Genomic DNA, 13,842 nt, shown 5'->3' with positions numbered 1-13,842 from the left:
GTGTCCGCTCGAGTCACTCGACGTAGCCGAGGTCCGCCAGTCGGTCCTCGACGTCGGCGTCGACGGTGTCCCGCTCTGACGCCGCGTAGTCCGGATAGCCCGTCGGCTCGGTCGCCTCGACGATCGGCAGCACCCGTCCGTCCATGCGGTCGCTGTGGGCCACGCCGAGCGCGGAGAGAATCGTCGGCGCCACGTCGTACAGGTGTGGGTCCTCGAGCGACTGCGAGGCGTCGATTCCCTCGCCGCTCGCGGCGAAAACGCCCTCGAGTTTGTGGTTCCAGGGTTCGGTCGTCTCGGCGAAGTACTCGTCCGCGGGCTCCGCCGAGAGGAAGTGCTGAAAGTCGGTCGGAATCGTGACGATATCGACCGCGTCGTCCGCGTACGGTCCGTCGAAGTACTCCTCCCGCGGCGCGACCGTCTCGAAGATCGGGTCGCCGTCGGGGGCGGTCACCGACTCGAGATCCGCGATGAGTGCCGCCCGGACGTCGTCGTACTCCGCTTCGGGGACGACCCCCTCGGGATCCCGACCCTCGACGTTCAGTCGAACGCCGAGTTCCGTCCGCGCGCGGACGTACGCCGTCGAGTTCGGGAAGTCGACCTGTTCGTTGCCGGTTCGGACGACGCCGTCCGGGGCGTGGGCTTTCGCGAACTCCGCGAGGCCGAGTCGCTCCAGCACGACACCGATTCGGTGGGTCGTGATGCCGACGTTCGCCAGTCTCGCGGCGAGTCGTTCGGTCGCGCTCGGCTCCCACTCGTCGGCCTGTTCGCCGCTCCGGAGGTCGTCTCGCATCAGGTTCCACGTCGGCATCCCCTTCCCGCCCAGCGTGGTCTCGAGGTAGCCGGCGTCCTCCAGAAAGGCATTGACGCGGAACTCGGATTTCTCGTATCGCCCCATCCCGTGATCGCTCGCGACGAACACCTGGCGGGGGTTACAGGCCTCGAGGACCTCGCCGATCTGCTCGTCAGCGGCGGCGTACACCTCCTCGACTTTCTCCCACTCCCCGTCGAACTCGTGGAAGACGGTGTCGGTCTTCTGGAACTGGAGGAAGCCGAAGTCGGGTTCGAACCGCCCGCTCAGGTACCGGAACGCCTCGCCGCGCATCTCGACGAGCCGGCAGTACTCCTCGAGCTTTTCGGCGTCGGTCAGCGAATCGTCCCCGCGCGCGTAGTTGGGATATACCCGGTAGTCGCCGATCTCGTCGCGGACGTCGTCGAGGATTCCCTCGGGGTGGCAGGGCGGGTTCTCCGGACCGATGAACCCCGGAACGATCGCGCCGTCGATCTCGTCCGGCGGATGGGTGACGGGGACGTTGACGACGACGCTCGAGCGGTCGTGGCGGTCGAGTAGCGTCCAGAGCCGGTGGGCACGAACGTCGTCGCCTTTGACGACGTGAAAGTCGTAGCCGTCGAAGCCGGTGAAGCCGAACACGCCGTGTTTCCCGGGGTTGACGCCGGTGAACATCGACGGCCACGCGCTCGGCGTCCACGGCGGGATCTGGGACTCGAGGGGCGCGGAGACGCCCGTCTCGAGCAGCGATTCCAGGTTCGGAACGACGTCTTCGTCCGACAGTCGATCGAACACCGAGAGACAGCCGGCGTCGATCCCGACGAGCAGGGCGTCCATTCGGTTTCGGCCCTCGCTCGACTCCGTCCGCGCTTTCGCAGCGTTGCCTGTCATTTCGTTAGCCGAGCGTTGCAGTTGGAGGGTGATTATTAATATTCGCACAAACGCCGGCCGGTCGGACGGTCCGGTATCGCCTCGAGAATCACTCGAGCGGCGGTCGTGACCCGATTCCGCGACCGTTTCGTTTCTGGAACGGCGTCTAACACCTCCATAAACGCTCCCTTGTGGTCTCGGGCGGGGATCCGAAACCGGACGAACGACTCTTCGCGCCGGCGAATCTCGATTAACGGATCGATCACTAAGCGTCTCCGTCACCGATCGAACGCCGACGATGACACATCACTTCTCTCGGCGACGGGCGCTCGCCACGCTCGCCGCGACCGCGGGATCGGGCGCGCTCGCCGGTTGTTTCGAACGCAGTTCCGACGACGGCGACGGCCGCAACGACACCGCGTCCGGAGATACCGACGGTTCGACGGATGCCAGCGCCGTCTGGCCCGCGATCGACGACGGAGAGGTCCTCTCGGACTTCGAGACCCTCGACGAGTGGTTTACGCCGAAGGGACGAGTCGAGCCCGCACCGGACGAGGCACGAACCGGGACCCGGGCGGCGAGACTCGAGGGCGACGACGTCGAGGCTGAGCTGAGCATTTCGTTTCCCGACGGACTCGACCTCGAGGGCTGGGACACCTCGATCGCGGTCAAGCCGGAGTCCGCGACGCGAATCGTCGTCGAGTTCATCGCGCCCGACCGCGACAATCGGCTGACGACGGTCCGACAGCTCCCCAACGAGTACGACGGCTGGTTCCGACTCGACTGCGGCTACGAGCACAAGCCGACGGGTGATCCGGACGTGATGAACGAGCCGGACCTGACGAACGTCACCCGGATCAACGTGGTCGCCGTCGGACCCGAGGGGGAACCCCCGCGCATCGTGGTCGACGACCTCCGCCGGACGGAGGCGGTCGACAACGGCAAGGCGATCCTCGCGTTCTACGACGGCCACGAATCGCACTACGAGATCGCCGCGGACCTGCTCGAGGAGCGAGGCTGGTCCGGCGCGGTCCCGGTCGATCCAGGACGAGTCGGTGGCGGAAGCCGGATAGGGTTCGACGAACTGCGCGATCTCCGGGACCGCGGCTGGGACGTCTGTGCGTACCCGCGAAGCGAGTCCGCCCTCACCGAACAGCCCGAGGATCGCCAGCGAACGGTCGCCGAGGCCGCTCGCGATGCGTTGGCGGACCGCGGCTTCGAGGACGGCTCGCGACACTTCTTCGCCCCCTCCTGGCGGCGGATGACGCCGACGACCCACGAAGTCGTCCGGGACTACTACGAGACGGGATTCCTCTTCGGTAGCTGTCCCGTCGGTGCGCCCCCGACCGGGCCGCACATGACGCCGGTTATCTGGGGACCCGCGCTCCACAACGGCGTTCGCCGCCACATCAACCTCTGCGATCAGTACCGACAGCTCACCGTCATCCGGATTCCGCCGATCGTCGACGAGGAAGCGCCCGACGGCGACGTGATGTCCCTCGGCGACTTCGAGCACCTGCTCGATCACCTCGAACATCGAGGGCTCGACGTGATCACGCCCTCCGACCTCGTCGACGGGATGGACGCGGTCGAACACCAAGAGCCGGCAGGATCTGAGACGCGACCCGACGGCGTCGTCTTCGAGGCCGGCGAAAGCCACTCGTTCGACGGCTCGGGATCGAACGATACCGACGCCGTCGACCTGTCTGAGGGGCTCGTTACCGGCGAGTTCACCCACGACGGCGACGGTCCGTTCGAGGTGTCGGTCGTTCCCGAGGACGGTGCCGGAAGCGGCGAACGGCTGGTGACTCGCGCCGACGGCGACGGCGAGTCGGTCGCGGTCGTCGACGGCGGCTCGTACCGCCTCGAAGTCGACGCCGACGGCGGCTGGTCGATCGACCTCGACCAGCCCGGTGTCCGCGCCGACGACCTCGACGATCCGCCCGTCGAGGCCGGCGGAGACGGATCGGCGGTTGTCGGCCCGCTCTGGGCGCCGGACGCGCTCAGCCTCGGCGTGACCCACAACGGCACCGGTTCCGTCGTCGTCGACGGACTCGGGACGGACGGCAGCCGAGAGCAACTCGTCAATCGGACGGGCGCGTTCGACGCCACGCGGTCGTACGCTGCGGGCGGCGTCTGCTGGATCGACGTCGAGGCGGCGGGGAACTGGACCCTCGAGATCGGCGACCCGTAACGACGCTCGCCTGCGGCGTGGGCCTGCGTCTCGAGGGCGAACCGACGTCGCGGCCGGTCGGGAGCCGGAAGCGTTTTTCCGCCGCGGCCGGACGACCAAACGGATGACGTCTCTCAGCGCCCACCACGTCGGTATCACCGTTCGCGACCTCGAGGAAACCCTGCCGTTCTACCGGGACGTTCTCGGCCTTTCGGTCGCCGACCGGTTCAGCGTCGGCGGCGAGGCGTTCGCCGAGGGTGTCGGCGTCGAGGGGGCGAGCGCGGAGTTCGCCCACCTCGAGGCCGACGGCATCCGCGTCGAACTCGTGGAGTACGACCCCGAAGCGCGCGGGTCGCCAGCCGCGGGGCTCAACCAGCCCGGTGCGACACACGTCGGCCTTGCCGTCGACGATATCGAGGCGTTCTACGCCGACCTTCCCGAGAGCGTCTCGACGATCAGCGAGCCGCGGACGACCGAGAGCGGCACCTCCATCCTGTTCCTGCGCGATCCGGAGGCGAATCTCGTCGAAGTGCTCGAGACCTGAATGGCTACGGGCTGCGGGTACGGGCTACGAGCTACAATTGTGGATTCGGGTGCGTAGACGGAACAACGTGACAGAAATCAGTACGGCTACGGCCGCATGAGCGACGACTCGAGCGTCGACGAAACCTGTTCAACGTCTTCGTCACAGGTCGAACAACGGCTCTTTTCGGCGTCGATGTAGACGGTTCCACAGGTCGCACAGTGAAAGAGATTGCCCGGTGCATCGGGTGACGGAGTCGACGGTTCGGCTGCTTGCTCGCGGGCGCCAGGGGCGTCATCTGTCGTCTCCGTGTCAGTAAACAGCGTCGAACGGATACGATCTCGGAGCCGGCCGAGCGGTGAGTTGGATTTCGCATCGTTTCGTATTCCCATAGTGTAGCCATCAATTATACGAGCGAAGTACCTGATGTCTAAAGAATTTGGAAGTGGGGCCGTTCGGCGGGTCTGAGCGCTTCGCTCGTAGCGATCAAACCGTCCGGAAGAGCGGCTCGTTGCTCGATTAGAGGGTAGTATTCCAGTAGTTGACAGATATCCTCGTTCGACGAGAGATAGTACCACCTGTAACTACTTACACGCTGATCGCACGACGACTGTGCGATCGGGTGTACAGTGACTCGCAGCGGCTACTATAGCAACCTTTTCGACCGCTGGACTACCACTCGCGTACATGAACTTCTTCGACCGCTTGCACGACCGCATTCGGACGGTCGACAGCGTCGTCAGCGTCGGGCTCGACCCCGAACAGTCACGGATCCCGGACCACTTACAGGACCACGACCTTCCCCGGTGGGCGTTCAACCGGCGGATCATCGATGCGACTCACGAACACGCCGCCGTCTTCAAACCCAACGCCGCCTTCTACGAGGACCCCGACGGCTGGCGGGCACTCGAGGAAACGATCGCCTACGCCCACGGGAAGGGCGTCCCCGTCCTGCTGGATGCCAAACGAGCCGACATCGGGAACACGACCCGACAGTACGCGCAGTTGCTCGAGACGGTCGACGCGATCACCGTCAACCCCTACATGGGCCGGGACTCGCTGCAGCCGTTCCTGGCGAACGAGGAAGCCGGCGTCTTCGTTCTCTGTCGAACCTCGAACCCCGGTGGAGCCGACATTCAGGACCTCGAACTCGAGACCGGCGAACCGGTCTACGAGCGGGTGGCCGCGCTGGCGGACCTCTGGAACGAGAACGACAACGTCGGCCTCGTCGTGGGGGCGACGAACCCGGACGAACTCGAGGACCTGCGCGAACAGGTTCCCGACCTGCCGTTCCTCGTTCCCGGCATCGGTGCACAGGGCGGCGACGCGGAGGCTGCCGTGGAGTACGGCCTCGCGGACGGCGTCGGACTGATCAACTCTTCGCGAGGAATCATCTTCGCCGGGGAGAACGAGGGCGAAGGTTTCGCCAAAGTGAGCGGTCAGGCCGCAAAACGACTGAAACAGCGGCTGAACCGGCACCGGGAGTGACCAGTATCGGCGACAGTCAACCGATGGCGGTTCACGTATCACCGGTCGCGTCGTCCACCGGTTCGCCAGCCCCGGTACCGACCACGCGTCCCGCGATCCGTCCGTCGACGATCCGGCCGAGGAGTTCGACCTCGACGGGCTCCGTCGGCGGGTGCTCCGGTAATCGGTCCAACCCCTCGACGACCGCGACGTCCATCGGACTCGAGTCGTAGGGATGATCCGCGACGAGGGTGCCGTCGCGCTCCTCGATGGAGAGCGAAAACCGCTCGCCGATAGCGAGTGACTCGCCGAGGACGTCACGGATCGATGTCACGGTAGATCAGAACCGGTGGATGTCGACGTCCTCGGACTCCGACGGGGACGGTTGCGTCGGATCCGCTTGCGCGGCACATTCGACGCACAATCCCTTTCCCTCCTCGTAGTGGCCGTCGCAGGCAAGCGTCCCGCAGTTCGCACACCGCTCCTGAGCCGGCCGCGACTCGCAGATCTGACAGAGGCCGCTCACGCTCATAGCGAACGTAGGTTCTCGAGCGTCTTGAAACCGGGCCCGGAACGACCCGGTTCGTCCGCGGATCCGACCGATCGGTTCGTTTCGCGGTATCCGAACCACACGTTCACATTATGATTTAAGACGATAACACCACACCGAGAGAGTATGAACGAACCCAACCGCGTGAGCCGGCGTCGGGCGCTCGCGCTCTCAGGATCGGCGCTCTCGGTCGCGGTCGCCGGCTGTACCGGTAGTCGCGCCGACGGCGATAGCGGCGACGCCGACGGACAGATACTCGAGCGGGAAGATTGGGAAGATATCGAGGAGATCGAGTTAGAAGGATACATGAGCGGCTGGGTCGGCGTCGCTCCGGATCTCATCGCCGGGATCCGCAACCCGTCGTTGCTGCTCTTCGAGGGCAACGACTACGAGATCACGTGGGAGAACGCCGACAACGCCCCGCACAATATTGCGATCAGGAACGCGGAGAACCGAGTCGTCGACGGCAATCGCACCTCGAACGTGCGCGAGCGGGGGCAGACGCAGACCCTTGCGTTCGAAGCCACCGAGACGATGCACGAGTACGTCTGTGAACCCCATCCGCGGTCGATGATCGGTTACCTCAGGGTCGACGAATGAACGTTTTGACAGCGACGAACTCGCTCTGACAGTCAGCGACACACTCTTCTAGTCGGAGAGTGCCGTTCCGAAACCCACAGTAAACGCGGCCGGACGGCTGTTCTCGCTGTCAAATACCTTCTCGTCTCCCCGATAGTTTCTTCGGCGTTTCGACTCAGTACTGTGTCCCCTGTTGACAATATGCAGGAAGGCTTTTGCCATGTGGGCCGCTACCGTGGCGTATGAGCCGTGACCGGGCTCTCCTCGAGCGAGCCCTGGACCGTGGCGAACAGGACGGTGGCAACGTCGAGTTCAAGGAACGACTATCACGTGACGTTCACCTCGAGGGTGGACGCCGGGAGAGTCTGGCCGCGCAACTGCGTCATCGACTGCTCTCCGGGGATGGCGAGGCAACCTACGTCGTCGGCGTAACGGACGACGGCGGCCTCGCCGGAATCGATCCGGACACCTTCTCCGAGACGATGGACGTTCTTTCGCTGCTCGCCGAGGAAGCCGACGCGCACATCGACGACGTACAGACGTGGGGAATAAACGGCGGTCTCGTCGGCGTCGCGACGGTGCGGGAGGGCGGCGTCCTCGAGACGGACGACGAACACGTCGTCGTCGGCACGGCGGGCCACGTCGACCACGGCAAGAGTACGCTCGTCGGATCGCTCGTGACCGGCCAACCCGACGACGGCGACGGCGCGACACGAAGCTATCTCGACGTCCAGCCCCACGAAGTCGAGCGCGGGCTCTCGGCGGATCTGTCCTACGCGGTCTATGGATTCGACGACGATGGCCCGGTCCGGGTCCGGAACCCGAACCGCAAGGCGGATCGCGCGGAAGTCGTCGAGGAAGCCGACCGCCTCGTTTCGTTCGTCGACACCGTCGGCCACGAGCCGTGGCTCCGCACCACCATCCGCGGACTCGTCGGCCAGAAACTCGACTACGGCCTGCTCGTCGTCGCCGCCGACGACGGCCCGACGCGCACCACGCGAGAACACCTCGGCGTCTTGCTCGCGACCGATCTGCCGACGATCGTCGCGATCACGAAAACCGACGCCGTCGACGACGACCGCATCGAGGAGGTCGAACGCGAAGTCGAACGCCTCCTGCGCGAAGTCGATAAATCGCCGCTACGGGTTGCCCGCCACGGCATCGACGCCGCCGTCGACGAGATCAACGAGCGCGTCGTTCCGATCGTCGAAACGAGCGCCATTACGATGGACGGCCTCGAGACGCTCGACGAACTGTTCGATCGCCTCCCGAAAACGTCCCAGAACACCGGCGAGTTCCGAATGTACGTCGACCGCAGTTACTCGGTGACCGGCGTCGGTGCCGTCGCCTCGGGCACGGTCATGTCCGGCGAGGTCGAGGCCGGCGACGAACTCCTGCTCGGACCGATGCCCGACGGTCGGTTCCAGGAGGTCGAAGTTCGGTCGATCGAGATGCACTACCACCGCGTCGATCAGGCGCAGGCGGGCCGGATTGTCGGCATCGCACTCAAGGGAGTCAAAGAGAGCGCAATCGAGCGGGGCATGGTGCTCGTACCTCGAGATGCCGATCCCGACCCCGTCCGGGAGTTCGAGGCCGAAGTCATGGTGCTCAACCACCCAACCCGGATCGGCGACGGCTACGAACCCGTCGTCCACCTCGAGACGATCGGCGAGGCGGCCGCCTTCCACCCCGAGGACGGTCGTCTGCTCCCGGGTGATACCGGCGAGACTACCGTCCGGTTCAAGTTCCGTCCGTACCTCGTCGAGGAAGGCCAGAAGTTCGTCTTCCGCGAGGGTCGAAGCAAGGGCGTCGGGACGGTGACCGACGTTCGGCCGATGGACTGATCGACTCCCCTGTATTCCCGTTTTTTACCACGGTGGCGTCGTCAGGTCGGCCAGGCCCTCGAGCCGATAGGTCGGTTCCGGATCGGGGGCTGCAGTACTGCCGTCGCCGTCGGGAATCCACACTGACCGAAGCCCGGCCGCCTCGGCACCCGCTACGTCCGCCGACACCGAGTTACCGATGTAGACCGCTCGGTCGGGCGTCGCTCCGAGCGCCTCGAGCGCCGTCTCGAACGGCTCGGTCGCGGGCTTGGCTGCCGTGTCGTGGCCGGCGTAGACGACCGTTTCGAAGGCTCCATCGAGGCCCGTCGCCTCGAGCTTCGTTCGCTGCATGTCGGGCATACCGTTAGTGATCAATCCGAGTCGGTAGTCCGTAGCCAGCGTCTCGACGATGTTGCGCGCGCCCGGGAGCAACTCTACGGCCTCCTGATCGCGTACTTCGGCGTATGCGTCCGCGACGGCGTAGCCCGCCTCTCGGTCGTGGCCCGTCTCGACCGCAAGATCCCCGAAACATCGCCTGCGAAGGTCCGCGATGGCCTCACTGTCCTCGAGATAGTTCCGATACCGATCGTAGTAGTCGTCGACTGTCCACAGGGGATCGACGTCGGTGCGGTCGAACGCGGCCGCGAGCACGTCTTCGCTGCGTTGGGTGTAGCGACAGAGTGTTCCGTCGAGGTCGAAACAGACGGCGTCGACGTCGCCGGTTCCGGTCGTTGACTCGGTAACGGATTTGATTCCGGCTTGACGATCGGACATACCGATCGGTTCGTCCACCCAGGACTAAAATCAACCGCCCTGATCGGCTGTCAGCCGTCGGTCTCGTCAGACACGCTCGACGAGCGGTATCGATACCGATCGGCAGCCGCGGTTCGCTCGGCCAACTCGAGCACCACGGCCCACTCGAGCAACCGCCGGACGCGCTCGGTCCAGACGGGCTCGAACCGATCGCCGAGTTTCTCGCGTTCGTATCCGGGAATCTCGCCGCGAACCGCGTCGAAGACAGCCTCGACGCTCGCCGGTTCGTCAGCTGTCTCGAGCGCGTCGAGGACCGTCGACGCGGCGACGACGCGCTCGCGAAACGCCTGCTGGAGGGCCACCGACTCGAGGGACGGATCAACGGCCCGTCGATACCCCGCTGATTCCTCCGCGGCGAGTTCGAGCGCCCGAAGAAACGTCAACCAGGTCTCGGCCTCGCTTCGCGTCTCGAGTCGCGTCTCCTCGAGAAGGTGTGCACAACAGTCGTCGACGGCCCCGGCCGTCGCGGGAACGGCCTCGAGAATCGCCTCGACGCCTTCGGCGTTCTCGGGCGCTTCGGGAACCGGTTTGAACTGCACGGCTACAGGTCGAACGAATCGACGAGCAGGTCTTCGTCCGTCTCGCCGTGGACGTACGTCGGTCCGCCGACGACGTCGATCGTCACCTTCGCGGGCGCGAAGAGGTCGGATGGCACTTCCGCGAAGTCCCACTCAAGGTCGTCGAAGACCTCGCCGAACGGTCGCCCGTGGTCCTCGGCGGCCGTCGACGGCACCGAGTCGAAGACGTCGGCGTCCTCGCGGACCGTGAGGTGCGCCGTACCGCCGTACGCGATGGCGTCGTTCGTGCGGGCGATAGCGGTCTGTTCGTCCTCGGCAACGGGGGCGACCGGCGCCCGGCCCGTCGCGGAGACGATGTCCAGCGGATCGTAGCCTAGCTCCGAGAGCCGGAACGTCGCCAGTTCGGCCGCGCGAGCCGCGTTGGTGATGCTGCCGACGAGGCTCGCGGTCGGGTAGGCAAGCAGGAAGACGCTGCTGGTCTCGACTTCGGCGAGTTCTGCAACCTGTTCGGCGGCGGCTTCGGTCGGATCCTGCTCGGTTTCGAGTGCCAGCGCCGTCAGATCGAACGCGTCCGTGTACCCGATCCGGCGGAACTCGGACTCCTCGGCGACCAGGGCCCGTGCGGGGCCGCTACCCAGGCCTTCGAAGTCGTCCGTGGTCAGCTCCCAGCCCGCCTTTTGCGAACAGAGCAACGAGAGCGCTGGCTGATCCGTCGCAAGCTGGACGAACGGGATCGGTGCGCTGCCGATTTCGCCCAGCCGGTGGCTGGGCGTCGCCATCCCGGCCGTCTGGATCTCCGTTAGCAACAAGCCCGCTTCGATCCCGCCCTCGAACTCGAGGCCGAAGTCGAGTACCGTCGCCTCGTTTTCGAGATCGTACCCCCCGATGTTCAACTCCTCGGCGTAGTCGAGGGCCTCGTCGACCAACTCGATCGCCATCCGGTTGAGACTCTCCATAGCAACGGGTTCGCTCTCCGCCGTAAAACAGTTTGTTAGTTCGTGATCTGGACTCGTGGTCCGACGTGTCCGTTCCAGCCGCCGGCCAGACGGACTGCTACCAGTCGGTTCCGGTTATCGGTACGGCGAGTCGCGGATCCATCGGCAGATCGGACGACGGACCGTCTCATACGGATTGCTGTAACTAGTTACCGCCGATCGCCAGAACGGAGTCGCGATCGGCGGTAATTAACTACAGTAAACCGTATCAGGCCGGTACTTCGTATCCGGCGTCCTCGATCGTCCCGCTGATCGTCGTCTCGTCGACGGCCGTCTCGTCGTGTTCGACGCGGACCTCGCCGACCTCGTGGTTCGCCGTTACGGAGGAAACGCCCTCGAGTGCTTCGAGCGCTTCGATCACGGTCGATTCACAGCCGTCACAGGCCATTCCGGACACGTCGAGTGTCGTCTGTTCCATACCTGAATCTGTCTCTCGGGAACAGTGAGTCTTCCGCCCTCGGTGGTTCTACGGCGGCGGGTTTCGATGGGTGGTTTGATATGATGTCGCGCTGTTCGGTTCACCATGTACACAGTACTCGTCCCGGTCGATGCGGAGGAAGCGCGGGTGACCGCTCAGGTCGAAGCCGTCCTCGACCTTCCGAAAGCGGCCGACAGTATCCAGGTCGAACTGTTGCACGTCCAGTCGGAACTCGAGTTTGCGGACAGTGACGAGGGGGTCCAGATCGGCAAGATCAACAGCGACCTCGACGCCGAAGCAATCGACGACCTCGCCGAGACGGTCTCGCTCGCCGCGGACGAACTGACGGCAGCCGGTGTCGACACCACCGTCCACTCCGCGACCGGCAATCCTGCGGCCGCTATCGTCGACATCGCCGAGCAGTTCGACGTCGACGAACTCGTCGTCGGCGCCCGTCGGCAGTCGCCGGTCGGCAAAGTCCTCTTCGGGAGCGTTGCCCAGTCCGTCATCCTCGACACCGATCGGCCGGTCAAAGTCGTTCCAGCGTAGTCTCTCGGTACTCGAGGGCTCGATTCGAGTCTCACTTCCGGCGCTGTTACTCTTCGCGATTCGTCGCCGGACGGCCGAGATGTTCCTCCACGGCTTCGACTTTCTCCGCCGCGGACGTCTCCCGGGATCGCTTGTCGTCGATCTTCAACACCGTGCTTACCCGATCGCCGTCGACCGCTTCGTGGGCCGCCTGTGCGGCCGCGAACAGTTCGTCGATCTCGTCGGTTTCGATCACCGTCCCCATCGGATTCGTCTCGTACTCGACGTCGTACTCCTCGAGGGCATCGACGGCTTTTGCGATCTCGTCCGACATGCTGTCCTCGACGACCGGAGCGACGCTCAGTAGTGCGATCACCGTCATACGTGCCACTGTCGGCGGGGAGGGTTCTAAACCCGTTCCATGCGAGTCGCGTGGCTGTCCAGTGGTCCGGGTGCGTTCAGAAAAGGTGGCGGTTAGGGGTCCGGGGTGGGGTGACGACGATCGGAGACATCGCAGTCGGGGAGAAACCGGTTCGTCACCCACTTAGTTCGATGGCGTGTCAGCTTTCGCCGGTGGGTAGACGATGATGTCGCCGTTAGCGTAGACGTACACCTCGTGCTCGAGTGCGGTGAAGGCGACGTGACCGCCGCTGCGTTCGGTGCCGTCCGCCTTCTGTCGGAAGAGTCGATCGAGCGCGTCCGGATCGACGCTGTCGTAGAGGGAAAACTCGCCCTGAGACACGTCGGTCTCCGCGATCGACGCGATCGCGTGGACGATCGTCGTCGTGATCGTCGCCGTACCCTCGCTGTCGTGGTGGAAGACGTATCGATCGTTGGTCTGGTCGTAGCGGGGTTCGTTCGTCTCGTCGGAGGTAGGGATTTCCGTTTGCATTGATATCTCAGCGGTTCAATCGTCCATTGACTCGTAGCGCCTCGGACTATAAAAGCCAATCGCAGGCAGTATCAGTTGCGTATTGTGACGGAAAACATCGAATAATAGTTCATATATGGATATTGTGTCTGCGGATTGAAATCCAGCTGGGGTGATCGGTACCGATCCGGACAGCGTCTACCCCTTTTGCAACAGCTGGTTACCGTCAGTCACCGATCAGAACCGTGGCTAAGATCTAATTAAATCTGTGCTCGCGTACGCGCGTGTACTACTGCCTAAAATCCGACTTATGATCTGGTTACCCAGAATCAACACGACGGAGCAACGGATTACTGCTGGCGGTAGCGCTGATCTACATCGAAAAACGTGCGATAGTAGCAACTGAAACGATTGCTACATCGATCGCGTTCTGCGGTTCTCACTCTCCGTTGACTCAGGGCTTGTTTCTCCAATGTCTACCGAGATACAGCGAGAGTGCCTCGGGGCTTGACCCCGAGGTACTTCACGATAGCTTGGACTTGAACCACTCCTCGAGAACGATCTCTACTCGTATCGTCGCTCGGATTTCCGTGGTTCAAATCCACGAACGATTTCTGTCGCTCAGGAGTTTGTTCGAAAGAGAAATGCGCTGGCTGGGATTTGAACCCAGGTTGTGACCATGGCAAGGTCACGTGATACCACTACACTACCAGCGCCCTGCTGCACTCATACCTACTGCCCGAGGGATGTATAAGCGTTGCGAATCGGGCCGTCATAGGCATGCCGCGACATGCCGTCCTCTGGCCCTTTTGTCGCTGTGGATGCCGACTTTCGTCGGCACAGTTGTGCGTTTTCACCCGCTACAGGAACGTGACCAGTTACCTCGAGTGAGTGTGTGGCTGTAACACACGAATTTTGGGGTGTGAG

At 64.2% G+C, this 13,842-nt stretch carries 16 protein-coding genes and 1 tRNA gene; 6 read left to right on the top strand and 11 right to left on the bottom strand.

Annotated elements, in window-relative coordinates; genetic code table 11:
* Window positions 1–13: 13 nt before the first annotated feature.
* On the bottom strand, window positions 14–1,678 hold the full coding sequence (locus GS429_RS09135) for an alkaline phosphatase family protein (protein WP_160064809.1): 1,665 nt from the start codon (window positions 1,676–1,678) through the stop codon (window positions 14–16).
* A 277-nt stretch (window positions 1,679–1,955) separates the two neighbouring features.
* Between GS429_RS09135 and GS429_RS09130 the strand changes: the two genes are divergently transcribed.
* The gene (locus tag GS429_RS09130) at window positions 1,956–3,851 is read left to right on the top strand and encodes a polysaccharide deacetylase family protein (RefSeq protein ID WP_160064807.1); all 1,896 of its coding nucleotides are present in this window, start codon (window positions 1,956–1,958) and stop codon (window positions 3,849–3,851) included.
* A 103-nt stretch (window positions 3,852–3,954) separates the two neighbouring features.
* Entirely contained in the window at window positions 3,955–4,374 is a 420-nt protein-coding gene (locus GS429_RS09125; protein ID WP_160064805.1) for a VOC family protein, read from the top strand.
* Window positions 4,375–4,460: 86 nt separating this feature from the next.
* Here GS429_RS09125 and GS429_RS09120 read toward each other — a convergent pair whose 3' ends face one another.
* On the bottom strand, window positions 4,461–4,745 hold the full coding sequence (locus tag GS429_RS09120) for a hypothetical protein (RefSeq protein WP_160064803.1): 285 nt from the start codon (window positions 4,743–4,745) through the stop codon (window positions 4,461–4,463).
* Between the two features lie 295 nt (window positions 4,746–5,040).
* On the opposite strand from GS429_RS09120, the gene pyrF reads away from it, so the two are divergent.
* A complete protein-coding gene (gene pyrF, locus GS429_RS09115) occupies window positions 5,041–5,841 on the top strand; it encodes an orotidine-5'-phosphate decarboxylase (protein ID WP_160064801.1) in 801 nt (266 codons plus the stop codon).
* 31 nt (window positions 5,842–5,872) lie between these two features.
* Here pyrF and GS429_RS09110 read toward each other — a convergent pair whose 3' ends face one another.
* Complete coding sequence (locus GS429_RS09110; RefSeq protein WP_328821317.1) at window positions 5,873–6,154, bottom strand: hypothetical protein; 282 nt, start codon at window positions 6,152–6,154, stop codon at window positions 5,873–5,875.
* 6 nt (window positions 6,155–6,160) lie between these two features.
* A complete protein-coding gene (locus GS429_RS09105) occupies window positions 6,161–6,352 on the bottom strand; it encodes a hypothetical protein (protein ID WP_160064799.1) in 192 nt (63 codons plus the stop codon).
* Between the two features lie 144 nt (window positions 6,353–6,496).
* Here GS429_RS09105 and GS429_RS09100 point away from each other — a divergent pair, with 144 nt between their 5' ends.
* Complete coding sequence (locus GS429_RS09100; protein WP_160064797.1) at window positions 6,497–6,970, top strand: cupredoxin domain-containing protein; 474 nt, start codon at window positions 6,497–6,499, stop codon at window positions 6,968–6,970.
* A 221-nt stretch (window positions 6,971–7,191) separates the two neighbouring features.
* Complete coding sequence (locus GS429_RS09095; protein ID WP_160064795.1) at window positions 7,192–8,793, top strand: GTPBP1 family GTP-binding protein; 1,602 nt, start codon at window positions 7,192–7,194, stop codon at window positions 8,791–8,793.
* 24 nt (window positions 8,794–8,817) lie between these two features.
* On the opposite strand, the gene GS429_RS09090 is transcribed toward GS429_RS09095, so the two are convergent.
* The 4 genes from GS429_RS09090 to GS429_RS09075 form a co-directional block, all read right to left on the bottom strand.
* The gene (locus tag GS429_RS09090; protein ID WP_160064793.1) at window positions 8,818–9,546 is read right to left on the bottom strand and encodes an HAD family hydrolase; all 729 of its coding nucleotides are present in this window, start codon (window positions 9,544–9,546) and stop codon (window positions 8,818–8,820) included.
* A gap of 50 nt (window positions 9,547–9,596) precedes the next feature.
* Entirely contained in the window at window positions 9,597–10,124 is a 528-nt protein-coding gene (locus GS429_RS09085; RefSeq protein ID WP_328821316.1) for a double winged helix-containing putative transcriptional regulator, read from the bottom strand.
* Between the two features lie 2 nt (window positions 10,125–10,126).
* Entirely contained in the window at window positions 10,127–11,059 is a 933-nt protein-coding gene (mch, locus tag GS429_RS09080; protein ID WP_160064791.1) for a methenyltetrahydromethanopterin cyclohydrolase, read from the bottom strand.
* 247 nt (window positions 11,060–11,306) lie between these two features.
* Window positions 11,307–11,516, bottom strand: a complete 210-nt coding sequence (locus GS429_RS09075) for a heavy-metal-associated domain-containing protein (RefSeq protein WP_160064789.1) — start codon at window positions 11,514–11,516, stop codon at window positions 11,307–11,309.
* Between the two features lie 105 nt (window positions 11,517–11,621).
* On the opposite strand from GS429_RS09075, the gene GS429_RS09070 reads away from it, so the two are divergent.
* Window positions 11,622–12,065, top strand: a complete 444-nt coding sequence (locus GS429_RS09070) for a universal stress protein (RefSeq protein ID WP_160064787.1) — start codon at window positions 11,622–11,624, stop codon at window positions 12,063–12,065.
* A 46-nt stretch (window positions 12,066–12,111) separates the two neighbouring features.
* Here the strand turns inward: GS429_RS09070 and GS429_RS09065 are convergent, their stop codons facing one another.
* From GS429_RS09065 to GS429_RS09055, 3 genes are all read right to left on the bottom strand, one after another.
* The gene (locus GS429_RS09065; protein WP_160064785.1) at window positions 12,112–12,426 is read right to left on the bottom strand and encodes an MTH1187 family thiamine-binding protein; all 315 of its coding nucleotides are present in this window, start codon (window positions 12,424–12,426) and stop codon (window positions 12,112–12,114) included.
* A 162-nt stretch (window positions 12,427–12,588) separates the two neighbouring features.
* Window positions 12,589–12,936 (bottom strand): HalOD1 output domain-containing protein, encoded by a 348-nt coding sequence (locus GS429_RS09060; RefSeq protein WP_160064783.1) that lies wholly within the window; start codon window positions 12,934–12,936, stop codon window positions 12,589–12,591.
* A 624-nt stretch (window positions 12,937–13,560) separates the two neighbouring features.
* Window positions 13,561–13,631: transfer RNA gene (locus GS429_RS09055), tRNA-Gly, on the bottom strand.
* Window positions 13,632–13,842 lie beyond the last annotated feature (211 nt).

This window comes from Natronorubrum halalkaliphilum (assembly GCF_009834785.1).
Taxonomy (GTDB): Archaea; Halobacteriota; Halobacteria; order Halobacteriales; family Natrialbaceae; genus Natronorubrum; species Natronorubrum halalkaliphilum.
The sequence above is the reverse complement of the archived record's forward strand: the minus strand, read 5'-3'. Positions and strand labels throughout refer to the sequence as shown.

What these genes read in the sequence shown, in the direction of transcription:
- GS429_RS09135 (WP_160064809.1), bottom strand. Translation starts at nt 1,678, where the DNA reads ATGACAGGCAACGCTGCGAAAGCGCGGACGGAGTCGAGCGAGGGCCGA.
- GS429_RS09130 (WP_160064807.1), top strand. Translation starts at nt 1,956, where the DNA reads ATGACACATCACTTCTCTCGGCGACGGGCGCTCGCCACGCTCGCCGCG.
- GS429_RS09125 (WP_160064805.1), top strand. Translation starts at nt 3,955, where the DNA reads ATGACGTCTCTCAGCGCCCACCACGTCGGTATCACCGTTCGCGACCTC.
- GS429_RS09120 (WP_160064803.1), bottom strand. Translation starts at nt 4,745, where the DNA reads ATGGGAATACGAAACGATGCGAAATCCAACTCACCGCTCGGCCGGCTC.
- pyrF (WP_160064801.1), top strand. Translation starts at nt 5,041, where the DNA reads ATGAACTTCTTCGACCGCTTGCACGACCGCATTCGGACGGTCGACAGC.
- GS429_RS09105 (WP_160064799.1), bottom strand. Translation starts at nt 6,352, where the DNA reads ATGAGCGTGAGCGGCCTCTGTCAGATCTGCGAGTCGCGGCCGGCTCAG.
- GS429_RS09100 (WP_160064797.1), top strand. Translation starts at nt 6,497, where the DNA reads ATGAACGAACCCAACCGCGTGAGCCGGCGTCGGGCGCTCGCGCTCTCA.
- GS429_RS09095 (WP_160064795.1), top strand. Translation starts at nt 7,192, where the DNA reads ATGAGCCGTGACCGGGCTCTCCTCGAGCGAGCCCTGGACCGTGGCGAA.
- GS429_RS09090 (WP_160064793.1), bottom strand. Translation starts at nt 9,546, where the DNA reads ATGTCCGATCGTCAAGCCGGAATCAAATCCGTTACCGAGTCAACGACC.
- mch (WP_160064791.1), bottom strand. Translation starts at nt 11,059, where the DNA reads ATGGAGAGTCTCAACCGGATGGCGATCGAGTTGGTCGACGAGGCCCTC.
- GS429_RS09075 (WP_160064789.1), bottom strand. Translation starts at nt 11,516, where the DNA reads ATGGAACAGACGACACTCGACGTGTCCGGAATGGCCTGTGACGGCTGT.
- GS429_RS09070 (WP_160064787.1), top strand. Translation starts at nt 11,622, where the DNA reads ATGTACACAGTACTCGTCCCGGTCGATGCGGAGGAAGCGCGGGTGACC.
- GS429_RS09065 (WP_160064785.1), bottom strand. Translation starts at nt 12,426, where the DNA reads ATGACGGTGATCGCACTACTGAGCGTCGCTCCGGTCGTCGAGGACAGC.
- GS429_RS09060 (WP_160064783.1), bottom strand. Translation starts at nt 12,936, where the DNA reads ATGCAAACGGAAATCCCTACCTCCGACGAGACGAACGAACCCCGCTAC.